The organism is Lacticaseibacillus nasuensis JCM 17158 (assembly GCF_001434705.1).
GTDB lineage: Bacteria > Bacillota > Bacilli > Lactobacillales > Lactobacillaceae > Lacticaseibacillus > Lacticaseibacillus nasuensis.
In genome coordinates this window covers 212300-235991 of record NZ_AZDJ01000001.1, presented here as the reverse complement: position 1 = coordinate 235991, position 23692 = coordinate 212300, and the positions used below count along the sequence as shown (strand labels likewise).

Genomic DNA, 23692 nt, shown 5'->3' with positions numbered 1-23692 from the left:
CTGCCCGGGAGCCAAGAAAAAAGCGCCGATTGCTCGGCGCCTCTGGTGTTACTTGATTTGACCCATGACTTCATCGACGAAGTTGTCGGCCTTCTTTTCGATGCCTTCACCGACTTCGTAACGCACGAAGCCCTTTACCTTGCCGCCCTTGCTGGCCACGTACTCGCCAACCGTCTTGTCGGAATCCTTAACGAATTCCTGGTCGACCAGGGAGATTTCACTCAAGAACTTGTTCATCCGGCCTTCAACGATGCGCGGAATAATCTTTTCCGGCTTGCCTTCATTCTTGGTTTCTTCGGTCACAATGGCCTTTTCGTGCTCAAGCACATCGGCTGGCACATCGTCGCGGGTGGTGTATTGCGGGTTGATGGCTGCCACGTGCATCGCCACGTCCTTGGCGGTGTCGTCGTCAGCGCCTTCAACGGTCACCAGCACGGCGATTTGGCCGCCGTTGTGCAGGTACTTGCCGAAGTGATCGCCAGCGGCTTTTTCAACGACGCTAAAGCGGCGGAAGCTGATCTTTTCGCCGATGACGGCAGTCAGGGCCTTGGTTGCTTCGTCGATGGTTTGGCCGTCGATGGTCAAGGCCAACGCCGCGTCCATGTCGGCCGGCTTGTTGGCCGCAACAGCCGTGGCGATTTGGTCAACCAGCGTCTTGAACTTGTCGTTGGACGCTACGAAGTCGGTTTCGGAGTTGACTTCAATGATCGCCGCAGTGTCGCCGTTAATGGCGATTTCGGCTAGGCCTTCAGCCGCGATGTTGCCGCTCTTCTTGGCGGCCTTAGCCAACCCTTTTTCGCGTAAGACGTCGATGGCCTTGGTCATGTCGCCATCAGCTTCGACCAGCGCCTTTTTCGCGTCCATCATGCCGACTTGCGTGCGGTCGCGGAGTTCCTTTACCTGCGCAGCAGTAATGTTTGCCATTGTGTTTCCTCCTTAGGGAAAATCGATATCGGTTTTAATCGTGTTCGCGGCACCATGAGCCTGCACAGATGTCCACCCGGTCTGCGACTCGCAAAACCCGCGAGTCACCGCCCAGGCGGCGCATCTGCTCCGGCTCATCCCGGCGCCGCTCACAACTTTTCAGAATCGTGCTCGCGGTGGCTTGGGCCTAACCGGAGGCGCCCCCTTCAGGCGGCGCCTCCGGACCGGCCCAAACCCGCCACCGCTCACAACTTTAAAAAAAGCGTCCCTGCAGATCTTGCAGTATGCGAAACCCAACAGCGACGCTTATTAATTTGTAAGTTTACTTGGCTTCGTTGTCGCCTTCAACGGCTTCAACGATGTCTTCGATGGAATCAACCGGTGCGTCTGGCGCAGCAGTTTGTTCCGGCGCGTCTTCAACCTGGTCTTCGCCTTGGTTGCCTTCGATGATGGCATCCGCCATCTTGGCAGTGATCAGGCGAACGGCACGGATGGCGTCATCGTTAGATGGGATGATGACATCGATGTCGTCAGGATCAGAGTTCGTGTCGACCATGGCCACGATCGGAATGTTCAGCTTTTGCGCTTCCTGAACGGCAATCTTTTCCTTGCGTGGGTCAACGATGAAAATCACGTCTGGGATGCGTGGCATGTCTTCGATCCCGCCCAAGAACTTGGTCAGCTTTTCTTGCTGCTTCTTCAGCAAGGAAACTTCCTTCTTCGGCAGCTTCTCAAACGTGCCATCGGTGGCCATCTTCTTGATGTCCTTGAGGCGCTTGATCCGCGTCTGGATGGTGTTCCAGTTGGTCAAAGTACCACCGAGCCAACGGTGGTTCACGTAGAACTGGCCGGCGCGGGTCGCTTCTTCAGCGATGGCGTCTTGGGCCTGCTTCTTCGTGCCGACGAACAAGAACACGCCTTTGTCGGCGGCTTCTTCCTTGACGAAGTTGTAGGCGTCGTCGATCATCTTGACCGTCTTTTGCAGGTCGATGATGTAGATGCCATTGCGTTCCGTGTAGATGAACGGCTTCATCTTCGGGTTCCAACGACGGGTCTGATGACCGAAGTGCACACCTGCTTCAAGCAGCTGCTTCATGCTTAATACTGACATTGTAGTTCCTCCATATGGTTTTTTCCTCTCGCCGCTTCGTTTCACCGACAGACGACTAGGTCGCACCCTGCCGGTGATCGACGACGATGTGGTTTGTGCTTTTCACACTCTGACTAGTTTACAGGAGTCCCCACCGTTTGGCAAGCAAAATTGCTTGACGCCGCCGTCACCGCCATTGAATGTGGTGCGCCTGCAAAAACGCCTCCTTGGCGGCGCGACTTTGGTGTTTGAAGTGCCACTCGGCGGACAACGCTGCGTGCTGATCGGCAAAGGCCTCGGCGTACAATAAGCGCACCGGCCGCCGCGTTTGCGTGTACTTGGCCCCCTTGCCGGCGTTATGCGTCGCCACTCGGGCCCCGACGTCGCGGGTGTAGCCGCCGTAAAACGTCCCGTCGGCGCACAGCAACACGTAAAAATAGTATGGCTCACCCATGCAACAGCGCCTCCACTTCTGGCGTGTAGGCGCCGTCAGCAGCTTGGACGATCACCGGCGGCAAGACGCGTACCCCGTCGGCCTTGCCGGCGCGGATGGTTTCGATCAACACCATGTTGGCCTCGCGGTCGGCTTTTGGTTGCACAAAGCGCAGGCGTTTTGGCGCCAAGCCCGCTGCGACCAAGGTGTGCAATAATTCCGGCAGCCGGTCCGGCCGGTGCACGAAAAAGGCCTTGCCTTGATACTTCAACAACGCCGCGGCAGTAGCGGCCACCGTGGCAAAATCCGTCGCCAACTCGTGGCGGGCCAAGGCCAAGTGTTCATTAGGATTTTGAATTGCCTGCGGGGTGACCTTGAAGTACGGCGGGTTGCAGGTCACGACATCGACTTGATCCTTGCCGATCAGCTGCGGGGCAGCCGCCAAGTCGCCGGTGATCACGTCGACGTTGGTGAAGCCGTTTAACGCCACCGAGCGGCGCGCCATGTCGGCCAGGCGCGCCTGCAGCTCGACGAGTGTCACCTGGCCGTGGGTGCGCGGCGCCACAAACAACCCCACCGCGCCGTTGCCCGCCGCCAAATCGACGACGCGCGACTGCGGCCGCACCTGCGCGAAGTGCGCCAGTAACACGGCGTCTAGCGAAAAGGCAAACACCTCCGGGCTTTGAATGATTTTGATGGCACCAAGCGAATCGATGCGCTCTCCAGACTTAAGGGACATGGCCGCTCCAATCTACGAATTGTCTGTGCCTATGATATAATGCAACCAGTTCTGTCGCAAATCTGCGCGAGTCCGCTCGCGCCCAAAGGAAGATGCCCATGTTTTACTCATTCGCCCGGGTGCTGGTGCGCGCCCTCGTATTCCTATTGAATGGCAACACGCATTACGAAAATAAACAAGCCCTGCCGACCGGGCCGTATGTGCTCGTCGGCCCGCACCGCACCTGGTGGGATCCCATCATGTTCGCCTTGGCCGCCAGCCCGCGCAAGTTTAGCTTCATGGCCAAGCAAGAATTGTTCAAGAATCCAATTCTGCGCTGGATTCTCGAACACGCCAACGCGTTTGGCGTCGACCGCGCCCACCCCGGCCCCAGCGTCATTAAGACGCCGGTGAAGTATTTGCGCAAAGGCGAGCTGTCGGTGATGATTTTTCCATCGGGCTCGCGCTACAGTAACGAGCTGCGCGGCGGCGCGATTCTCATCGCCAAGCTGGCCAAAGTTCCGATCGTCCCGGCGGTGTACCAAGGCCCGTTGAAATTTTCCGGCTTCTTGAAGCGCCAGCGCGTCACCGTGCGCTTCGGCGAGCCCATCATGCCGCCGGCCGGCAAGCTCACGGATGAAATGACCGCGGCGGTTGGCGACGAGATGAAGGCCGCCTTTGACCGCATCGACGCGGCCATCGATCCGAATTTCAAGTATGTGCCCGACGAAACGAAATACATTGCCGAGAAGAAAAAGGGCAAGGTGTAGCGCATGACGTTGTGGCAAAAATTAACCGCCAAGCCTGACTTGCAACAAACCTTGCGCGCCGACCACCGGCTTGCCCGCACCCTCACCACCCGCGATCTCATCGCCTTAGGCATCGGCGCGGTGATCGGCACCGGCATCTTTATTCTGCCTGGCACCGTCGCCGCCACCACCAGTGGTCCCGGCATCATGTTGGCCTTCGTGCTGGCGGCGATTGTCTGCAGTTTGGCCGCCATGTGCTACGCGGAATTCGCCTCGACCTTGCCGGTGGCCGGTTCGGCTTACGCCTATGGCAACGTGGTCTTCGGCCAAATCTTTGGTTGGATCATCGGCTGGGCGTTGATTCTCGAGTACATGTTGGCCGTCGCCGCCGTGTCCACCAGCTTCGCCGCGTATTTTGCCAGCCTGCTGGCAGGCTTTCATCTGCACTTGCCCCAAGCGCTCAGCGGCGCCTTTGATCCTACGCAAGGCACCTACGTCAACCTGGTCGCCGTGCTGGTGGTGCTCCTGATTGGCTTGATGCTGTCGCGCGGGATGCAAACCTCGATGGCGGTAAACCGCGCGATGGTCGCCGTCAAGCTCTTGATCATCGGCGTGTTCATCGTCGTCGGCCTGTTTTATGTTCAACCGGCCAACTGGCACCCGTTTCTGCCGTTTGGGGCCAAAGGGGTGCTCGCCGGCGCCAGCCTCGTGTTTTTCGCCTACCTCGGTTTTGATGCCGTCTCCGCGTCGGCCCCCGAGGTGAAAAATCCGCAGAAAACCCTGCCGCGCGGCATCATCGGCACGCTGATCATCGCCACGGTGCTGTACGTCGCCGTGGCCATCGTCCTCACCGGCATGGTGCACTACACGCGCCTAGACGTCGCCGATCCCGTCGCCTTTGCGCTGACGGCGATTCACCACCGCGGCCTCGCCGGCTTCATCTCGCTGGGCGCGCTGGCCGGCATGTTTACCATGATGGTCACGATGATTTATAGCTCGAGTCGCCTGGTGTATGCCATCGGCCGCGACGGGTTGTTGCCAACTTGGTTCGGCGCGGTACGACACCAATTGCCGGAAAACGCGCTGTGGACCGTCACGATCATCATCGCCATCATGGGTGGGCTGGTGCCGCTCACCGCGCTGGTGAACCTGGTGAACATCGGCACGCTGATTGCCTTTGCCTTTGTCTCCATCGGCATCATCCCCTTGCGCCGCCACCCCGAGCTGCAAAACGATGGCTTCAAGGTCCCGGGCTACCCGGTGGTGCCCGTCTTGTCGTTTTTGTTTTGCCTGTTGCTGATGAGTCAGCTCGGCGCCACCACCTGGCTCATGAGCCTCGTGTGGTTCGGCGTCGGCATGGTGATCTACTTCGGCTATGGGTTCAGGCACGGCAAATAAACAACGAGTCGCGCTAGCGACTCGTTGTTTTTTTTGCTCAATTACAATTCCATGGCGTAATGCAGCCAGCCGGTTTCCTGCGTGGCGATTTCGTTGTACAAGGTCTGCGCGCCGACATTGCTGGTGCGGGTCTGCCAAATGATGCGGCTGGCTTGCTGCTGGCGGGCATAGGCGGCCACACCGCGAATCAGCTTGCGGGCGGCGCCTTGCCGCCGCCACTCTGCCGTGACGAACAGGTCGGCTAATTCGACCTGCGGCGCCAAGGCGCGAGTGTTGTAGCCGAGGTAGGCGACGGCAAAACCACCAAGGGCTTGTCCGGGCGGCGTGGTCGGCTGTAGCGCCACCAACAACGTGCCGCGGGGATTATTCGGCACGGTCAGCGCCTTTAAGTAGCGCGTCATTGCCGGCACGCTGAACGGATTGGGAACGGGACTGGCGGCATAATATTCCTGCATGAGCTTCGTGATTTGCGGCACCTCTTCGGCGGTGGCGCGGCGCACTTGAACTGTGCTTGGCATAACCTCACGTCCTTTCCTGATGCCTTCAGTGTATCAGCTTTGCGCCTGCCACGCGAAGAATCCGCGCAGCCAAAAAATGAAAAGAACACGCAGTGCATATTCATTTCGCCCATTTTTAGCGGCTGCATAAAAAGTGAATGAACCAACTGGGCAAATTGATTTTCCTGCATACTCGGGGTGGTTTGCCAAGCAGAAACCTACCGCCGAAAAAACGCGGAATGTCTTGCCGCACAATGGCCTCAGCGATCAACGGCCGAAAATCACGCGCTGTTAAACGCTGCATACAACCCGGGGCCGGACAATTACCCAGCTTCCTGCACCACAGCGCGGGGTATTTTCGCGACAAATGTGGCCAAAGCCGCGCCACACCGGCGCTCACGACCGCAATCTGCGGTAGGTTTTTGCTTGGCAAATAGGCTTATCTGTTCACGAATTGCAGACCTTAGTCTACGATGCACGAACAACTTTGCTCGGCTAATTTTCCCCTTGATGCAAGAAAAACCGCTCCCCGACCAGTGGTCGAAAAGCGGTTAATCCAAATTACAACTCGACATCCCCATTTTGCAACCGGTACATGTCGTAATAGCGTCCCTTTTGCGCCAGCAAGGCATCGTGGGTGCCGCGCTCGATGATGCGCCCGGCGTCCAAGACGAGAATCAAGTTGGCGTCTTTGATTGTCGACAGCCGGTGGGCGATGGCAATCGTCGTACGGCCTTGGCGAATCCGGCGCAGGCCTTCTTGAATGACGGCCTCGGTTTCCGTGTCGATGTTGGCCGTGGCCTCATCGAGCACCAAGAGCTTCGGGTTGGTGACGACGGTGCGGGCGAAGCTCAACAGCTGGCGTTCACCGGAAGAAAACTGCGCGCCGCCTTCGATCACGCGGGCGTGATACTTTTTCGGCAGCTTGTCGATGAAGCGGTCGGCTTGGACGAACTTCGCGGCGGCTTCGACTTGCTCATCGGTGATATCTTCATTGAACAAGCGAATGTTGCTGGCGATGTCCCCGTAGAACATGAAGGAATCTTGCAGCACGAGCCCCAGCTTTTTGCGCAGCTCCGGCATCGGATAATCGCGAATGTCCTTGTCGTCGATGAGAATCTCGCCAGTGCCGAATTCATAGAAGCGCATCATCACGTTAATGATGGAACTCTTGCCGCTGCCGGTGTGGCCGACCAAGGCGACGGTTTCGCCGGGGTTGGCGACAAAGCTGATGTCGTGCAGGATCTCGTGCTTGCCGTCATAGGCGAAGCTGACGTGGCGGAATTCCACCTTACCCAGCGACACGACTTCATGCGCATCCGGGTGTTGCGCCGGCGCGTATTCGGTGTTGTCGAGAATCCGGAAGATCCGTGACCCGGCGACGACCCCGTCTTGGAAGAAGGACAGCGAGTCCATCATGTTGGTCATCGGGTTGAAGAAGTTGTTGGTATACGTCACAAACGCGTACACCACCCCGGCTTCAACGTAAGAATGCAGCGACAACAAGCCGAATGCATACAGCACCACGACCACGGCCAGCGAGTACATCAGGTTGATCATCGACGACAACAACAGCGAGTTGGTGCGAATCATCGCCTTGCGCGTATCCAAATATTCCTGGTTGGTTGCCTCAAACTCGCGGCTAATCCGGTTTTCCTGGCGGAATTGCTGGATGATGCCGATGCCTTCGATGGATTCGTTCAGCTTGGTGTTCAGTTCGGACAGCTTCTCGCGCATGTGGCGATAGACTTTTGAACTATAACGGCTGTAATACCAAATCACTAACAGCAGAATCGGCAGAAACGCCGCGACCATCCAGGCAATTCTCGCATTGACCACCAACATGGTGACGAAGCTGCTCACAATGGAGAACAGCCCGACGATGACGGACAAGATCATGTTCCAAAAATCGGTCATCGTCATCGTATCGTTGGTCACCCGGCTGACAATCGAGCCGGCCGGTGTTTGGTCGAAGTAGCGCATGCCCAGCGTATGCAGCTTCGCAAACAATTCGCGCCGCACGTCTTCCATTCCGCGCTCGCTGCCCATGGCGAACAGAAACGTCTGCAGGAATTGCACCAGCGCCTTGAGCAGCGTGCCTAACGCGTACAACCCGGCAAAGCCGAGAATGATGTTGGTCGTGGCGCTTTTGTTGGTCAAGTAGCGATCCATGTAGTCTTGCAGGATCCACGGCAACAAGACGTTGACCCCGGCCAAGGCGGCCGCCGCCAGCAAGGCGCCGCCGAATTGTTTCTTATACGGCTTGGTGTAGCCCAGCAGGCGGCGCATGATGTGTAGCTGTTCGCGCATTGGAATGGCGCGCGACCAGGCAGATTGATATTTATCCATGAGTTGGCGCCTCCCCGTCGAGTTTTTGTTCCAATTGTTGCTTGGCCCACATTTCCGCATACCAGCCGTGGTTGGCCAGCAGCTGCTCGTGGGTGCCGCGCTCGATGATCCGACCATCGGCGACGACAATGATTTCGTTGGCGTGCATGACGGAGCTTAAGCGCTGCGCGGCGATGATGGTCGTCTTGTCGGCGCGCTCGGCCCGCATGTTTTCGAGAATCTCGGCTTCGGTTTTGGCATCGACGGCCGACAGCGAATCGTCCATGATCAACAGCTCCGGTGCCGTAATCACGGCCCGGGCGATGGCCAGGCGCTGCTTTTGCCCCCCGGAGAGGCTGACGCCGCGCTCGCCGACCATCGTTTGGTACCCCGACGTGAACGCAAGAATGTCGTCGTGCACGTCGCTTTTCTTAGCGGCGTCTTCGACTTCGGCCTGGTTCTTGTCGAAGCTCGAGAAGCGGATGTTGTCGGCCACCGTGGTGCTAAACAGGAAGTTGTCCTGCGGCACGTAGCCGATTGAATCCAGCAAGGCGTCCAGCGTGTAGCGGCGAATGTCGTGGCCGCCGAATTCGATCACGCCGTCGTAGTCGTCAAACTCCCGCAGCAAGAGCTTGAAAATCGTACTCTTCCCGGCACCGACCCGCCCGACGATGCCCAGCGTTTGCCCCTGTTGCAAGGTAAAATGCACATTCATCAACGTGGCGTGATCGTCGTTGGGGTAGCTGAACTTGTTGATCTTGAAGCGAATGTCGCCGTGGGCCGGGGTCGTGATGGCGTCCGGCGCCTCGATGATCTTGCTGCGCTCGGTCAATAGCTCGTTGACGCGGTCGTAACTGGCATTCCCGCGTTCAAGAATGTTGAACAGCCGCCCGATGGCAAACATCGGCCACACCAACGCGGCAACGTAAGTGACAAACGATACCAGCTGGCCGATACTGATTTGGCCGTGCACCACCAGGTAGCCGCCATAAATAATGGTGATGACATAGGTGATGCCCATGATCAGACTGGTGGTCGGGTCGAACAGCGCGTCGATGAAGTTGACGCGCTTGTTGATCTTGATGGTTTTGTCGACGATGCGGTTGAAGTCCGCGGTGTCTTCGGCTTCCTGGCCGAATGTCTTGATGACCTTGATCCCCGAGACGCTTTCTTGCGTCTTGTCGTTCAACCGGGAAAACGCCGCCTGCGAGCGGGCAAATTCGCGGTGCAACCGCATGCCCAATTTGCGCGCCATCACCGCCAACAACGGCATCGGCAAAATCGCCAGGATGGTCAGGCGCCAATCGACGAACAGCATCATCGCCACGATGGTGGTGCCGCCGGTGATGATGGAGTCAAACAGCGTCAAGATGCCGGCGCCGGCGACGTTTTGAATCGCGTTTAAGTCGTTGGTGGCGTGCGCCATCAAGTCGCCGGTGCGGTGTTTTTGATAAAACGTCGCGTCCATTTTCATAAAGTGCCAAAATAGCCGCGTGCGCAGCGTGCGCTCGAGCTTGGCCGCCCCGCCCCAAATGGCGTTGCGCCAGCCGTAGCGACACAGATACTGGGTAATGCCCGCAAACAACATCAACGACAGCCACAACAAGAGGCGATCCATCGTGAGGTTGCGTGCGGCCATGGCGTCAACCAAGGTGCCGATGATTTTCGGCGGAATCAGGTTGACCAGCGCCACTAACGCCAAGAAGAAGACCCCAAGGACATAACGTTTCTTCTCTTGTCGAAAGTACCAGCCTAGTTTCTTAAAAATGCCCATGATGACCTCCTCCGATAATTACAACACTTAGATTACAATGATAACACTTTTCGAAATTGGTGAGAAAAAAAGCCGCAATGGCCACAAAAAAAGGCCCAGTCAAGTGGTTGACCGAACCAATCCCTACCGCTTACTTCTGGTTCTTTTGCGCCTGTTTCATGGACTGCATCATCTGATTAAGTTTCTTCTCAGAAGGCTTTTGCCCCATCTGCATCATCATCATCCGCATCATGTCCTCATTCACAGGGGGATTATCTTGGAAATATTTCTTCATGTAAGCCCGCGCGGCGAAGAACCCGCCGATCAAGCCCAAAATGGCGCCAATTACTAATCCTAGAACTAACATCCACCACATCTTCGGCTGCCTCCTTCCGGTTTCAAAAAATCATCACGCCTTACATTGTACAAAACCCCGCGCGGCAATGAAAGCCTAATCTTTGCGCCAGCCGTTTTTCCGCTGAATTTCTTGGACCTTGCGCGGCGTGATTTCCTTGCCTTGTTTATCAAACAGTTGCGTCGTTTCGAGCTGCTGCCGCAGCCCGGCGCGAAAATCCTTCAAGTAAGCGGCACGCAAGGCCTTGCGCTCTGCTTGTTCCGCCTCAGTGAGCCCGCTGGCCTTGGCCTTGCGGGCGAGTTCGTTGATCCGATCCAATCGTGCTTGTGGTTGTTGGGCCATGGTATCCCTCCTAGTTCAACGCAATCGGCGCGTAGGCGTAACCGTCGGAGTCTTGCCCCGGAAACGGCGCTTGCGCCAACATTTGCGTGTATTCGGCGGCGCGGCGCTGAGATTGAAACGCCCGAATCAGTTGGACCGGTGCGCTGGCCGCGGCGTAATACACGACATAAATTTTTTGGTTGTTCATGATTTTCCTTTATCCACACCACAAAAAAGGCCGACACACGGCCGGCCTTCCTGATTAACGGCGCTTCTCTTTGATCCGCGCTGCCTTCCCACGGAGTGCCCGCAGGTAGTAAAGCTTCGCCCGACGTACTTGGCCGTGGCGAACGACTTCGATTTTTTCAACACGTGGGGAATGTAACGGGAAAGTCCGCTCCACACCGACGCCGTTGGAAATCTTACGAACCGTGTACATGGCAGAAATGCCAACGCCACGGCGCTTGATCACAACGCCTTCGAAAATCTGGATCCGTTCGCGCGTGCCTTCGACGATGCGCGCGTGAACGCGGACCGTGTCGCCAGGGCGAAAATCAGGAATGTCGTCACGCAGTTGTGACTTGGTGATTTCTTCAATCAATGGGTTCATGGGTAGTTCTCCTTTGCCGACATTCATGCGTCCTCTGGGAACCAGCGGAACATCGTTGATGTTGTGTTTCCACAAATAAGTAGTTTAGCATAGCCGCGCGGTGCTGTAAAGGGAATTTACTTGCGCGCGGCAATCTTCACGTACACCGCCGCGTCATAGTAGCGCTCGTGCAGATACAGCTCCGCCGGTGAATCGCCGATGTAGTCGTAACCGGCGCGCTCGGCCACGCGGCGGCTAGCCACGTTGGCCTTAGCGGCGACGATGGTCAGCTTGTGCAGACCCAACTCGCCGAACGCGTAATTCTCCAGCTCCACCAACGCGGTGTGCATGATGCCTTGCCCGGTATGGGCGCGGCCGAGAAAATAGCCGACTTCCGCGTGGCGGTTTTGCGCATCGATGTTGTGCAAATCGATGCCGCCCACCGCGTGACCATCGGCGCGAATGACAAACATGTGCCCCGTGCCGGCGGCGTGCTCCGCGGCTTGCGCGGCGAGAAACGCCACTTCATCGGCCACACTATTGGTAGTAGCCGTCCAGGTTAGCCACTCGCCTAAGAAATCGCGGCTGGCGTCAACCACGGCAAACAGGGCCGGGGCAAGATTGGGGTGAGCGGGAACTAATTCGACTTTCATGAGCGCGCCTCCAAGTATTTTTGCCTATTGTACGCGCCCTGGGCGATTCTGCCAAAGATTTTGGTGGGCGCCTACGCAGGCGCCACCACCAGATGCCGGCCCAAGGCGACGAGCACGCTTTGGAGCGCGGTCAAATCGACGGCATCGGCGGTTTCGATGGCTTGCACCTGCGCCACGCTGACGCGGGCAGCTTCGGCAAGGTGCGCCTGCGTCCAGTCTCGGCGGTGGCGTAACACGCGAACCGTGAGCGCCGTATCAGCGCCAGCGGCCAGCGGCAGCACCGAGCTAATGGGTTGATCGCGACTCGCCGCCGCAATCACCGCGGCGGTTTCGCCGGCAGCCAACGGCCGACCCAACGCCGCCTGCAAGAATCCCCAGGCGTGCACGTCCAAGTCGGCAAACACGATGGCTTCTTCTTGGGCGGCAAGTTGGCGGAAGGCCGGCGAGCCGCTGGTGGTGCGATTTAGTTGGGCCGATAACCGTTGAAGGGTTTCGTTGACCTGTGCTTGGTCCATCGAATCTCGCTTCCTTTCGGGAGATAAGTCGCTATTAGTTGCCGGCTGGCCGGCGGCGCAAAAATAATTTGTTGATGAACGCGACTGGCGCCTAGTGACTCATAATACCGCTGCACGCCAGTGGTTTTCGTGGTCAGATAAACATAACCATCAAACCCCGGCTGGCGAAACGCATCTTGGGCCACAATGGCGAGGAGCCGCGCACCATGATGTTGCCCACGAGCTGATTGCCGCACCTCGAGCAAGTTCACATGATTCGCCAAATTTTTAGGCTGACGTCCAAACGCAACTAATCCGACCAACCGCCTGCCGATGAGTTCACCCACCACAATGGCGGATGCCAGCGGCGCGGTCCAATCAAAGTGGCTCGTAAAGCCCAGCCGGCTGAGTTTAGTGGTAGCAAGTTGGCTCGGCGTGGCAAGCTCGACAAACATTTGCCCATCCCCTAATTCTACCATGAGTGCCTCTGCTCATGTCGTCAATTGACTAGGAATAAACTTTGCCAAGTACCTCAAAAACCCCGAAAAAAAAGACGAGGGTTACTCGTCTTCACGCTCGCAATCTGCCAACCGTCCGGCCTCTTCGCCGCGCACCTCGCGCAGCAGTTTTTGCCCGTCTTTATCCAGCGTCACGTCAGCCAACAGGTCCGGCCGGCGCTGCAACGTGCGGCGCAACGATTCCTTCAGCCGCCAGCGCGCAATTTTGCCGTGGTCGCCGTTTTGCAAGACGAAGGGCACGTCCATGTCGCGATAACTGGCCGGCCGCGTGTATTCGGGATAATTCAGCAGGCCATTTTCAAAGCTGTCCGTCGCCGCGGACTCGGCGTTGCCTAGAACGCCGGGCAAAAAGCGTACGGTGGCGTCGATCATCATCATCGCCGGCAGCTCACCGCCGGTCAACACGAAGTCGCCGATGCTAAACTCGTCGGTGACAAGGCTGCGAATCCGCTCGTCGTAACCTTCGTAGTGGCCGCAAATAAACACGAGGTGCGACTCCTGCGCCAGCTCCTTGGCCGCGACGTGATCGAACTTGCGCCCAGCCGGATCCAAGAGAATCACGCGGCGCGGGCCCGGCGCCGCCGCGTCGAGGGCGTCCATCGCCTCAAAAATCGGCTCCGGCCGCAGCAACATCCCCGCCCCGCCGCCATACGGGGTATCGTCGACGTGGTGGTGCTTGTCGTGGCTGTAGTCGCGAAAATCGACCACATTAAACTGCAACAGCTCCCGCTCTAGCGCCTTGCCGATGATGCTTTGCGTCAACGGCGTAAACATGTCTGGAAACAGGCTCAACACATCAATCCGCATCGTCAATCAACCCCTCCGGCACCACCACATGCGCCACTTTAGCGTCGAGATCGATGGCCGTCACCACGCTTTTTAGAAATGGCAACAAGATGTCGGGCTTGCCCGGCCGCGGAATCACCCACACGTCGTTGGGCCCGGGAGTCAAGATCTCGCTGACCTTGCCCAGCGTCGCGCCGGTGTCGTCGATCACGGTGAGCCCGATGATGTCGCGATAATAATAGGTGTCGGGCTCGGTCAGCGGCTTCACCGCCGCGGCTGGCACGCTGAGGTCGTGGCCTTTAAACGGCAGCACGGCATCCATGTCGGCGAATTCGGTGAAGGTCAACAGCGTGAATTGCTTGTGCTTACGGGCGCTAGCCACCGTGACCGGCGTCGGCGGCGTCGTTTCCACGATGAGCTGGCTCCCCTTGGCAAAGCGTTCCGCTGGAAAATCCGTAGTGGCAATGACGCGCACCTCGCCGCGCACGCCATGCGTGTTGACGATGGTGCCCACTTTATATCGATCTGGCATAATGATTCCTTTCGTAAACATGCGCCCGGGGCGGTGCAGCTCGCGCAAAATTTCCGCTGAGTTGCGCTTTGCAAGGCTGGATGCGAACAGTTAGCTACGCTCGGTACCCGGGCCAAAGTGCGGCCCAAGCACCGAGCTTGATCAGCCTGTAGCGCAAAGCGCGTACAGGCTGACATGCGTTAGAAAGGCTACCTGTCGCATCCAAAACCGCCTTGCGCCGCTGCCTGCTAAACGCGCTCACCGGGGCAAGTGCCTGCGCCGCTGACCACCTGTGGGCCAGCGGCCAAACCCGCCGCTTCACCCACAGGCGGCGCAGCCGCTCGGCACTTAACCGCCCCGCTTCGCGCTCTAAAAAAATTGACCGGCAGCCGCCGATCAATTTTTACTTTGAATGCGGAGCATCCAATATATTTAAGCGCACCCGCTTTTGATACGGGGACTTCACGGCATAGACAATGGTGCGCACCGCTTGCGCGACGCGACCTTGCTTGCCAATGACCCGGCCAACATCGTCCGGGGCGACCGCTAAGTCGAACGCCATGTATTCCGCCGTTTCATGCGGCGTAATTTGAATTGCTTCTGGGTGCGTAACTAATGGCGTCACGATCGCCCGAATGAGCGCTTCGATATCCACGAGGCTTACTTCTTGGTGAAGCGTGCTTCGTGATACTTCTGCATGATGCCCTTGCTAGAAAGCAAGGTGCGTACAGTATCGGAAGGCTGTGCGCCTTTTTGCAACCAGGCGAAGATTTCGTCTTCGTCCAGCTTCAGATCAACCGGTTCGGTCAATGGGTTGTAATAACCGACGGATTCAATAAACCGGCCGTCACGTGGGAACCGAGAATCGGCTACAACCACGCGGTAGAACGGCTTACGCTTAGAACCCATCCGCTTCAAACGAATTTTAACTGCCATGTGAGGTCCACCTCCTGTAAATTTCTCAACTTCAAAATAATACCAAACCCCACGGCAAGTGTAAAGCTTTTTTTCTTTACAAGCCTCAATGACCACCCAACACCTGTCCCGTGCCGTCGCAAGTCAACTGACCGGCCTGATACGTGAAGCTGGTGAGGTGCGGCCCGTGAGCTTCATCTAGGGTGATGGTGGTGCCTGCCGGCAGGTGCTGGGTCAAGAGCAATGGCCGCAAGAACTTCGTCAACTCGGCGTCGGTGGTGTAGGCAAACCGATAAGTCGCCTCCAGGGAAAAATGCGGTGGTGCTTGGAGGTTGGCAACAAAACTTTGGCGCACGGCCGCCGAGCCATTAGCAAGCGCAGCCCGCTGACGCACCGCCCGCTTGACGTCGGCCACATTGTCGATGCGAAAATCTTGCACCCACTGATCAGCAGCCACAATCTGAGGACTCGGGCGCACCCACAGCCGCCACAGCTGCGGCTCCTGCGCAAGCGCGTGCAAGCCCCCGGCTAAGTCCAACGCATCGAGCAGCGCCAACCCCATGGCGGTCAGCCGGTGCGCGTGCAATCTACCCTTGGTGCTCGAGTCAGAATATTGCAATTTCAACTGGCCGGCCTGATTCAAGGCGTGGCGCGCGGGTTTAGGCAGTTTGGCTTGCGCGGCCTTGGTGTAGGTCAAGGTCAGCTCGCGGTAGTGCCCGGTTTCTGAGATGGGCAGCCGCGCGACCACCACCCGGCTCGGCGCCACGCCGAACAACAGGCGCGAATCGCGGGTCACCCACTTGGCCGCCCGCGAGCTGCCTTGCTTGCTCACACAGCCGGTCAGACTCAGCCCAATCAGCAGGCTCGCCAGGATTATCAGCAGTTTTTTCATCGCCTTGCCTCCTGCGCTGATGATACCAAAAAATGCACCCACTGCTGGGTGCACCCGCCTACTTTGACTTGACGTGCTTAATTTTTTTCATGCGCTTTTTCTTGTTCTTCTTTTGTTGGCGCACCATTTGGTTCATCGCCATCTTGCCGAGCCGGCCCTTCATGCCACCGCCCAAGAGGCCTTCCATGCCTTGCATGTTGCCCTTGTACATCTGGTTCATGACCTGCTTGCTTTGGTTGAACTGCTTGATCATGCGATTGACTTCTTGCACCGGCCGCGCGGACCCGGCGGCGATGCGCCGGCGCCGGCTTTGGTTGAGCAAGTCGGGATCAACGCGTTCGGCGGGGGTCATCGAGTAGACGATGGCCTTCATGTGCGCGATGTCCTTGGGGTCCATCTTGAAGTTTTTCAGTGCCGGGTTGTTGGCCATCCCCGGAATCATCTTCATGATGTCTTCCATCGGGCCCATCTTCGACACCTGATCCATTTGGTCGAGAAAATCGTTGAAGTCGAAGGTGTTCTCGCGCATCTTCTCGGCCATGTCGGCGGCTTGCTTCTCGTCGAAGTTTTGCTGCGCCTTGTCGATCAAGGTCAGCATGTCGCCCATGCCGAGGATGCGGTTGGCCATGCGGTCGGGATAAAAGACATCCAGCGCGTCCATCTTTTCGCCTTGGCCGACGAACATGATTGGCTTGCCGGTGACGGCGCGAATCGACAGCGCCGCCCCGCCGCGGGTGTCGCCGTCGAGCTTGGTCAAGACAACGCCGGTGATGTCCAGCTGCTCATTGAACCCGGTGGCGACATCGGTGGCGGCTTGCCCGGTCATCGCATCGACCACCAGCAAAATGTCATTGGGTTGCGCGATGGCCTTGATGTCGGTGAGCTCGGCCATCAGCTTTTCGTCGATTTGCAGACGGCCGGCGGTATCGATGATGACGTAATCGTTATGCTGCAGCGCCGCTTGGGCGAGGCCTTGGCGGACAATTTCACGCGGATCGACATCGGTGCCCAGCTGGAACACCGGGGCGTTGACCTGCTGGCCAACCACCTCTAACTGCTCGATGGCCGCTGGCCGGTAGACGTCGGCGGCAATCAGCAACGGGCGCGCTTTTTCCTGTTGGATTAGGCGCGTGGCGAGCTTGCCGACCGTGGTGGTTTTCCCGGCCCCTTGCAGCCCGACCATCATGATGACCGTCGGGATCTTCGGCGCCTTGACCAGCGGCACGGCGGCCTCGCCCATGGTCTTGGTCAGCTCGTCGTTGACGATTTTAATGATTTGTTGCGCCGGGGTCAGGCTGTCTAAGACGGCACTGCCCACGGCTTGTTCGCGCACGGTTTTGATGAAATCCTTGACGACTTTAAAGTTGACGTCGGCTTCCAACAAGGCCAGGCGAATCTCGCGCATCGCCTCTGAAACGTCGCTTTCCGTGACCTTGCCCTTGCGCCGCAAACCGGCGAAGGCTTTTTGTAACCGTTCAGATAATCCTTCGAATGCCATGTTGTCCTCCTGTTAGCGGGCGGCTTGATCCGCCACGCGCGTCACGAGCGTGCTGAGTTGTTCATCGCCGGGATACGTCTGGCGCACATAGCGCACCAACGCGTCGACGGCGGCGTTTTGCGCCTGGTAGTTGGCCAGCAGGTGGAGTTTACTTTCGTACTCCTCCAGGCTCGCCTCGGTGCGGCGAATATTGTCATACACCGCCTGGCGCGACACGTCGAACTCGGTGGCAATTTCGCCAAGCGAATAGTCGTCGCCGTAATACAGCTCCAGGTAGCTATGCTGCTTGCTCGTCAACAGGGCCCCGTAAAATTCAAACAGGGAATTCATGCGATTGTTTTTTTCGATTTCCATGCCTTATCCGTCCTTCACCAATCTATCACTAGCATACCGGTGGCCACAGGCAAGCGCAAGCACCAGTCCGCGACTAGTCGGCTGCCGGCAGCAGGTACAACTGACGCAGCCGCGCCACCTGCGCGTCGGTCAAGTCGAGCACCGCGCTTAAATAATGCGCTAGCGACCCGTAATGCGCCGAAACGGTGGCTAAGGCGCTGTCGAGGTAGGCGCCGCGCGCCACCCACAAATCGTGAAGGCTGGCCTGCGTGTTGGCGTTGGCGCCGCCGGCCTTGGCCTGCGCCACCACGGCGGCGGCCGCAGCCGTCACGTACCGGTTGGTCAGCAGATAATCTTGGCGAATCGTCGCCTCGGGTACCCCTAACGCGGCCAAAATAAAGACGGCGCCCATGCCGGTGCGGTCCTTGCCGGCTGAACAGTGAAACAATACCGCGCCGCTGGTCGTGTCCAGCAACAAGTCGAACAATTGGCGATACGCGGCTTGCGACTGCGGGTTGGTGATCATGTCGGCGTAGGTGTGCACCATATTGCGAAACCCGGCGTCGGCGGCTTGGGCGAAGGCCCGCTGCTGCGCGGCCCAATCGGACACGGCGGTTTCGTCATAGGCAAACACCGGCTCTTCGTGGTAAGCCACGCCGTGAGGAATCCGGTCCGGGGCCGCTCGGCGCTCGGCCGGCGAGCGAAAATCGACGGCGGCCACGACGCCATAGTCGCGCAAATAAGTTTCGTCGCGCGGCGACAAGTCGGCCAGCTTGCTGGCGCGCACGAGGCGCTTTGGCGCGACAATCGCGCCGGCGGTGGTGCGATAGCCGCCGAGGTCGCGAAAGTTAAAGCCGTGATGAATGTCTAACAACTCGGGCATGACCAGTCCTCCAATCAATGTCTTTCTATTATACCCTACCGGCGCTTGGCTGCCACCAGGCTCAAGCCGGAACCGCTGTCAAAACTGCGGCTCTGTGATACAATGAACAAGAATAGAATTGGAGGGATAATTATGGTCGCAACCATCCTGTATTGGGCCGTGGTTTTGTTGATGGCCGCTTGGGGCACGTGGACGTTGGTGTTCAGCCTGATCAACCTGGCCCGGCACGAGAATGGCAACTTGTGGTTCTACGCCATTTTGAACACGCTGGGTCTCGTGTTCGCCGCCATCTTCTACTGGGTGATGAGCAACACCGCCTGGCAGAAGTATTGGTTTGACAGCACGGTGCAAATGGGCCCGTGGCTTGGCGCCTTATTGATTGCCTACATCGTCTTGATCTTGCTTCAAGTGATTCTCGGCCGCGAGCGCAAAGTGGCCGCTGCTTAGTGAAAACGCCTTGGCGAAATTCGCCAAGGCGTTTTTTTTAATCCTGAGTCGGCTCTTCGATCAAGCCTTGGAATAATCCGTAGGCGAACTTCTCCGGCACGAACGGCTGCAAGTCGTCCATCCCCTCGCCGAGGCCGACGAGCTTCACCGGCACGTGCAATTCGTTGCGAATCGCCAAGACGATGCCGCCCTTGCCCGAGCCGTCGAGCTTGGTCAACACGATGCCGGAAATATCCGTCGTCTCGTTGAACTGCTTGGCCTGGCTCAAGGCGTTTTGGCCGGTGGTGGCGTCGAGCACCAGCAGGACTTCCTGTGGGGCCTCGGGCAACTCGCGGCTGATGACGCGCTTGATTTTATCGAGCTCCTTCATCAAGTTTACCTTGTTTTGCAGGCGGCCTGCCGTGTCCACCAACAAGATGTCGAATGCTTCGGCCTTGGCTTTTTTCACGGCGTCAAACACCACTGCCGCCGGATCGGCGCCGACGGCACTGGCGACGACGGGTACGCCATCACGCTTGCCCCATTCCTGCAGCTGCTCGATGGCGCCGGCGCGGAAGGTATCCCCCGCCGCCAGCAGCACCTTTTTGCCGGTTTGTTCCAGCTGGTGGGCGAGCTTGCCGATGGTGGTCGTCTTGCCCGCGCCGTTGACGCCGACAAACAGATACACCGTCGGGCCGCTGGTGGCCTCATGCAAGGAATTGTCCTCGTTGACGCCGGCAGCAGCGTAAAGCTCCACCAATTTAGTGACGATGACTTGCGCCAGGTCCTGTGAGGACTTGGCGTTTTTTAGCTTGGCCTCTTCGCGCAACTCGTCGCTGAGCTTGACGGCCATGTCGTAACCGACGTCGGCTTCGATCAACATTTCCTCGAGGTCATCGAAGAAGTTTTCGTCGACGGTGCGGAAATTGGCGAACAAGGCATTCAGCCGCTCGCCAAAACTCGAGCGGGTTTTGGCCAGGCCCTCTTCGTATTTGTCGTCTGCCGGCGGCGTATCGGTTTTGCCGCCAAACGCGGCGCGAAGTTTATCGAATAACCCCATGTTCATCCTCCTTCGGGTGACTAGCGGCCGGCTTGGCCAGTTGGTCGAGGCTCACGGCCATCATTTTGCTGACGCCGGATTCCTGCATCGTCACCCCATACAGCATATTGGCCGCCAGCATCGTGCCGCGGCGGTGGGTGATGACGATGAATTGCGTGTCGCTACTATAGTGCTTCAAGAATTCCCCGAAGCGGTTGACGTTGACGTCATCGAGGCTGGCTTCCACCTCATCGAGAATGGAAAATGGCACCGGCCGCACCTGCAAAATCGCAAATAACAACACGATGGCCGTCAGCGCCCGCTCGCCACCAGACAGCAGCGACAGGCGCTGCAACTTCTTGCCAGGCGGCTCGGCCGAGATTTCCAGGCCGGTGTTCAACAGGTCGTCAGGATCCGTCAGGCTCAGGTGCGCATGCCCACCGCCGAACATCTTCGGGAAGATCTCCTCGAAGGCGGCGTTGGTTTGGTCGAACATGTCCTTGAAGCGCACCTTGACCTCTTCGTCCAGCTCCCCCATCGTCGCCAAGAGCTGCGCCTTGGCGTCCAGCAGGTCGGTTTGTTGCTTGTGCAAAAACTCGTAGCGCTGCTTGACGTTGTCGTATTCGGCAATGGCGTTGGGGTTCACCGGTCCGAGGTCGTCGAGGCCGCGCTTGAGCAGTTTCAGCTTGCTCTTCATCGCCGGCAACTCCGCCGGCTGCTGCGTGACCAGCTGTTGCGCGGCTTCAAAACTCAGTTGATAATCCTCCGCCAAGGTCGCCAGCCGGTTCTCCAGGTTCAGCTTCAAGCGGCTGAGGCTGGCGGCTTGTTGTTCGGCGGTGGCCATCGCCGCGTTTTGCTTGGCGTAGGCCGTGGAAATTTGCGCGGAAACCTCGCTGAGCGTCGTGTGATTGGCCGCCTTGGCCTTGGCTTGCTGATCCTGGCGGGCCTTCAGCGTCGCCAACTCCGAATTCAAGCGCTTGATGGTGGCCTCGCGGTTGGCTTTTTCCTCAGCGGTGTCGGCGGATTCGCGGGTAATGCGCGCGATGCGGGCCGTCAGCGTCTTCACCTGTTGGGCGAGCTGGGCGGCTTGGTCTTGCCACTGCTGCAGCTGGGTCTTGGCGGTTTGCCACTCGGTGGTCAACACCGCCAGCGCCGTTTGCCGCTGATTCAGCTGGGCTTGGTATTCGGCTTCGGCGGCCGTGGCGGAATTCAGTTGTTCTTTCGTGTTGGTAATCGTCGCCTGCGCCTGCGCGATGGCCGCCGCCAGCTCGGTGGCGGTGTGTTGCAAGGTCGTGAGCTTCGCGGCAAAATCCGTGGTCGCATCGGCGGCCAGCTTGGCGGCTTGCGCCTGGCGCGTGGCTTGGGTGGCCTGCTCGGCGAGGCTGTCGCGCTGCGCCGTGGCCGCGCGTAAATCGGCAGTGAGGCGCGTGCTGGTCGCTTGAGCTTCAGTCACCGCCGTGGTGGCCGTGGCCACCGCGGCGGTTTTGTCATCCAGCGCGGCTTTTTCCCGTTGCAAGGCCGGCACCATGTCGGCCAGCGTTTGCTTCAAGCGCGCAGCCTCTTGCGTGCGAGCTAGCGGCGAGACGCCACTGCGTTGCGCGTGGCCGCCGGTCATCGCCCCGCCCGGCGACAAGATGTCGCCGTCTAGCGTGACGATGCGGTAGCGGTGGCCAGATAAGTTGGCGAGCTTGACGCCATTGGCTAGGGTGTCGGCGACGATCAGGCTGCCGAGGAGATTGGCCACGACGTTTTGCACCGCCTGGTCGGCTTGGACCAAGTCACTGCCGACGCCGATGAAGCCGGGGGCTTCGGCCAGCTGGCGCTGCACCGCCGCGGGTAATTGGCGGGGGCGAATGACGCTCACCGGCAAAAAGGTGGCGCGGCCGGCGCGGGTTTGCTTCAAATAGGTAATCGCTTCGCGGGCGGCGGTTTCGTCGGTGGTGACGACGGCTTGCAGGTTGGCGCCAAGGGCGACGTCCATGGCCTGTTGATACTTGGCCGGCACCGTCAACAACTCCGCGACCGCGCCGATTACGCCGGTGAGGTTGGCCTTGTGCTTCAACACGGCGCGCACGCCGGCGTAAAAGCCGCTATAATCTTCTTTCAGTTCGCTGAGCGTTTCGTAGCGCGCCTTGGCCCGCTGAAACTCGGCGACGTGGTCGCGGTACGCGGTGTCGGCGCCGGCTTGCGCCTCGCGCGCGGCGGTAAGGCGGTCTTGCGCCTCATCCAAGGTGGCGCTGGCCGTGGCGAGCTGCGACGTTAAGTCGGCCACCTTAGTTGCCTGCGTAGCAGCCGTGGCCTTCGCCTCAGCGGCGGCTTGCTGCAGGCCGTGCAGGCGCGTGGCGTCGGCGGAGCTTTGCCGCGCGGCGAGTTCCTGATCTTTTTCGGTGGCGGCCAGCGCATTTTTATTGGTCGCCTGTTGCTGCAAGAGGTCGATGTAGTGATTCTGCGCGGCGTCGAGTTGCTCGTTGAGTTGCGCGGGCGTGTGGGCGGCGGCTTGCTGATCCTGCAAGGCCTTGGCCAAGGCGGCACGCTTAGTGGTTTGCGCCGCCACCTGGTCGCTCAGCGTCTGCACCTGGGCTTCTGCCGACTCGCGGTCGCTGGTGGCGCTGGCCAGTTGCTCCTTGAGCTCGGCCAGCGTACTTTGCGCGTTGCTAACGCGCTCGGAGGACAAATTGGCCTCGCCGGTGAGGCCCTCCAGCCGCATCGACTTGGCCAAGATGTCGTCGTTGAGTTGGTTGAGTTCGCGTTCCAAGTCGTCTTCGGTTTGGGTCAAGGCCTCCGACTTAGCCTCCAGCGACTTGGCGCGGTCAGCTTGGGCGGCGACGATTTGCTTGGTCTCACGGTTGGCCGCTTGGGTTTGTTCCTGCTCGGCGGCAAACTGTTGAATCTCCAGCGCCAGAATCTGCTTGTGAATCTGCTGATATTCGCTGGTTTGCTGCTCGAAGTCGCGGGCCAGGCTCGCTTGCTCCTCCAACGGCGCCAGCTGGCGGTGGAGTTCTTGGATGATGTCGTTGACGCGGTCGAGGTTATCATCGGTGGTGGTGAGCTCGCGTTCGGCCTTGGTTTTTTGCTGCTTGTACTTCAAAACACCGGCGGCCTCTTCCAAGATCCCCCGGCGTTCCTCTGGTTTACTGTTAAAAATCGCCTCGACGCGGCCCTGGGAAATAAAGGAGAAGCTCTCCTTGCCCAGCCCCGAGTCCATGAACAAGTCGACGATGTCCTTGAGCCGCACCGCTTGGTTGTTGATGAGAAAATCGGACTCGCCGTCGCGGTACAGCCGCCGCGTGATGGCGACGGTGGCGGGTTGCTCCTTCAAGTAGCCATCGCTGTTATCGAAGGTCATGACCACCTCGGCGCGGTTCAGCGGCGGGCGGTTGGCGGTGCCGGCAAAAATGACGTCGCCCATTTTCTCCCCGCGCAGGCTTTTGGCGCTTTGCTCGCCCAGCGCCCAGCGAATCGCTTCGGTGATGTTGCTCTTGCCGCTGCCGTTGGGGCCGACGATGCCGGTGAGCCCCGAGACGAATTCGATGGTGGTTTTGTCGGCGAAGGATTTGAAGCCGTTGATGGTTAGTTGCTTTAATTGCAT

General features: G+C 58.8%; 27 protein-coding genes. 3 read left to right on the top strand and 24 right to left on the bottom strand.

The window, feature by feature from the left end:
* Nucleotides 1-48: 48 nt before the first annotated feature.
* The 4 genes from tsf to FD02_RS01170 form a co-directional block, all read right to left on the bottom strand.
* A complete protein-coding gene (gene tsf, locus FD02_RS01185) occupies nucleotides 49-924 on the bottom strand; it encodes a translation elongation factor Ts (protein ID WP_056949914.1) in 876 nt (291 codons plus the stop codon).
* 322 nt (nucleotides 925-1246) lie between these two features.
* Complete coding sequence (gene rpsB, locus FD02_RS01180; protein ID WP_054723513.1) at nucleotides 1247-2035, bottom strand: 30S ribosomal protein S2; 789 nt, start codon at nucleotides 2033-2035, stop codon at nucleotides 1247-1249.
* Between the two features lie 166 nt (nucleotides 2036-2201).
* A complete protein-coding gene (locus tag FD02_RS01175; protein ID WP_054723514.1) occupies nucleotides 2202-2468 on the bottom strand; it encodes a GIY-YIG nuclease family protein in 267 nt (88 codons plus the stop codon).
* Nucleotides 2461-3186: a tRNA1(Val) (adenine(37)-N6)-methyltransferase gene (locus FD02_RS01170; protein WP_056949913.1), complete on the bottom strand. Its 726-nt coding sequence runs from the start codon at nucleotides 3184-3186 to the stop codon at nucleotides 2461-2463. The genes FD02_RS01175 and FD02_RS01170 overlap by 8 nt, the downstream gene beginning before the upstream one ends.
* A gap of 98 nt (nucleotides 3187-3284) precedes the next feature.
* On the opposite strand from FD02_RS01170, the gene FD02_RS01165 reads away from it, so the two are divergent.
* Both FD02_RS01165 and FD02_RS01160 read left to right on the top strand, forming a co-directional pair.
* Entirely contained in the window at nucleotides 3285-3935 is a 651-nt protein-coding gene (locus FD02_RS01165) for a lysophospholipid acyltransferase family protein (RefSeq protein WP_054723270.1), read from the top strand.
* Nucleotides 3936-3938: 3 nt separating this feature from the next.
* Complete coding sequence (locus tag FD02_RS01160) at nucleotides 3939-5312, top strand: APC family permease (RefSeq protein ID WP_056949912.1); 1374 nt, start codon at nucleotides 3939-3941, stop codon at nucleotides 5310-5312.
* A 41-nt stretch (nucleotides 5313-5353) separates the two neighbouring features.
* On the opposite strand, the gene FD02_RS01155 is transcribed toward FD02_RS01160, so the two are convergent.
* From FD02_RS01155 to FD02_RS01075, 18 genes are all read right to left on the bottom strand, one after another.
* A complete protein-coding gene (locus FD02_RS01155; RefSeq protein ID WP_054723271.1) occupies nucleotides 5354-5830 on the bottom strand; it encodes a GNAT family N-acetyltransferase in 477 nt (158 codons plus the stop codon).
* A gap of 540 nt (nucleotides 5831-6370) precedes the next feature.
* On the bottom strand, nucleotides 6371-8158 hold the full coding sequence (locus tag FD02_RS01150) for an ABC transporter ATP-binding protein (protein WP_056949911.1): 1788 nt from the start codon (nucleotides 8156-8158) through the stop codon (nucleotides 6371-6373).
* Entirely contained in the window at nucleotides 8151-9911 is a 1761-nt protein-coding gene (locus FD02_RS01145) for an ABC transporter ATP-binding protein (protein WP_056949910.1), read from the bottom strand. Before FD02_RS01145 ends, FD02_RS01150 begins: the two co-directional genes overlap by 8 nt.
* 130 nt (nucleotides 9912-10041) lie before the next feature.
* Nucleotides 10042-10257, bottom strand: coding sequence for a YneF family protein (locus tag FD02_RS01140; protein ID WP_054723280.1), 216 nt, complete (start codon nucleotides 10255-10257; stop codon nucleotides 10042-10044).
* Nucleotides 10258-10341: 84 nt separating this feature from the next.
* On the bottom strand, nucleotides 10342-10587 hold the full coding sequence (locus FD02_RS01135; protein WP_054723272.1) for a DUF896 domain-containing protein: 246 nt from the start codon (nucleotides 10585-10587) through the stop codon (nucleotides 10342-10344).
* A 10-nt stretch (nucleotides 10588-10597) separates the two neighbouring features.
* A complete protein-coding gene (locus FD02_RS11335; RefSeq protein ID WP_191980318.1) occupies nucleotides 10598-10774 on the bottom strand; it encodes a hypothetical protein in 177 nt (58 codons plus the stop codon).
* A 54-nt stretch (nucleotides 10775-10828) separates the two neighbouring features.
* Nucleotides 10829-11176, bottom strand: coding sequence for a 50S ribosomal protein L19 (gene rplS / locus FD02_RS01130; protein ID WP_056949909.1), 348 nt, complete (start codon nucleotides 11174-11176; stop codon nucleotides 10829-10831).
* A gap of 116 nt (nucleotides 11177-11292) precedes the next feature.
* Nucleotides 11293-11808 carry a GNAT family N-acetyltransferase gene (locus FD02_RS01125; protein WP_054723273.1) on the bottom strand — a complete coding sequence of 172 codons (516 nt, stop codon included), beginning with the start codon at nucleotides 11806-11808 and terminating at the stop codon, nucleotides 11293-11295.
* Between the two features lie 71 nt (nucleotides 11809-11879).
* On the bottom strand, nucleotides 11880-12323 hold the full coding sequence (locus tag FD02_RS01120) for a helix-turn-helix domain-containing protein (RefSeq protein WP_054723274.1): 444 nt from the start codon (nucleotides 12321-12323) through the stop codon (nucleotides 11880-11882).
* Nucleotides 12272-12781, bottom strand: coding sequence for a GNAT family N-acetyltransferase (locus FD02_RS01115; protein ID WP_054723275.1), 510 nt, complete (start codon nucleotides 12779-12781; stop codon nucleotides 12272-12274). Before FD02_RS01115 ends, FD02_RS01120 begins: the two co-directional genes overlap by 52 nt.
* 81 nt (nucleotides 12782-12862) lie before the next feature.
* Nucleotides 12863-13627, bottom strand: a complete 765-nt coding sequence (gene trmD, locus FD02_RS01110; RefSeq protein ID WP_056949908.1) for a tRNA (guanosine(37)-N1)-methyltransferase TrmD — start codon at nucleotides 13625-13627, stop codon at nucleotides 12863-12865.
* Nucleotides 13617-14138 (bottom strand): ribosome maturation factor RimM, encoded by a 522-nt coding sequence (gene rimM, locus FD02_RS01105; RefSeq protein WP_056949907.1) that lies wholly within the window; start codon nucleotides 14136-14138, stop codon nucleotides 13617-13619. The genes trmD and rimM overlap by 11 nt, the downstream gene beginning before the upstream one ends.
* A gap of 382 nt (nucleotides 14139-14520) precedes the next feature.
* Nucleotides 14521-14772, bottom strand: a complete 252-nt coding sequence (locus tag FD02_RS01100) for a KH domain-containing protein (RefSeq protein WP_054723276.1) — start codon at nucleotides 14770-14772, stop codon at nucleotides 14521-14523.
* A gap of 5 nt (nucleotides 14773-14777) precedes the next feature.
* Complete coding sequence (gene rpsP, locus FD02_RS01095) at nucleotides 14778-15053, bottom strand: 30S ribosomal protein S16 (RefSeq protein WP_056949906.1); 276 nt, start codon at nucleotides 15051-15053, stop codon at nucleotides 14778-14780.
* 85 nt (nucleotides 15054-15138) lie between these two features.
* Nucleotides 15139-15924, bottom strand: a complete 786-nt coding sequence (locus FD02_RS01090; RefSeq protein ID WP_056949905.1) for a hypothetical protein — start codon at nucleotides 15922-15924, stop codon at nucleotides 15139-15141.
* Nucleotides 15925-15982: 58 nt separating this feature from the next.
* Nucleotides 15983-17422 (bottom strand): signal recognition particle protein, encoded by a 1440-nt coding sequence (ffh, locus tag FD02_RS01085; protein ID WP_054723279.1) that lies wholly within the window; start codon nucleotides 17420-17422, stop codon nucleotides 15983-15985.
* 12 nt (nucleotides 17423-17434) lie between these two features.
* On the bottom strand, nucleotides 17435-17776 hold the full coding sequence (locus FD02_RS01080) for a putative DNA-binding protein (RefSeq protein WP_056949904.1): 342 nt from the start codon (nucleotides 17774-17776) through the stop codon (nucleotides 17435-17437).
* 73 nt (nucleotides 17777-17849) lie between these two features.
* A complete protein-coding gene (locus FD02_RS01075; RefSeq protein WP_056949903.1) occupies nucleotides 17850-18638 on the bottom strand; it encodes a tyrosine-protein phosphatase in 789 nt (262 codons plus the stop codon).
* Between the two features lie 132 nt (nucleotides 18639-18770).
* On the opposite strand from FD02_RS01075, the gene FD02_RS01070 reads away from it, so the two are divergent.
* Nucleotides 18771-19085 carry a hypothetical protein gene (locus tag FD02_RS01070; RefSeq protein ID WP_054723641.1) on the top strand — a complete coding sequence of 105 codons (315 nt, stop codon included), beginning with the start codon at nucleotides 18771-18773 and terminating at the stop codon, nucleotides 19083-19085.
* Nucleotides 19086-19122: 37 nt separating this feature from the next.
* On the opposite strand, the gene ftsY is transcribed toward FD02_RS01070, so the two are convergent.
* On the bottom strand, nucleotides 19123-20124 hold the full coding sequence (gene ftsY / locus FD02_RS01065; RefSeq protein ID WP_056949902.1) for a signal recognition particle-docking protein FtsY: 1002 nt from the start codon (nucleotides 20122-20124) through the stop codon (nucleotides 19123-19125).
* Nucleotides 20108-23692 (bottom strand): chromosome segregation protein SMC, encoded by a 3585-nt coding sequence (smc, locus tag FD02_RS01060; protein WP_056949901.1) that lies wholly within the window; start codon nucleotides 23690-23692, stop codon nucleotides 20108-20110. Before smc ends, ftsY begins: the two co-directional genes overlap by 17 nt.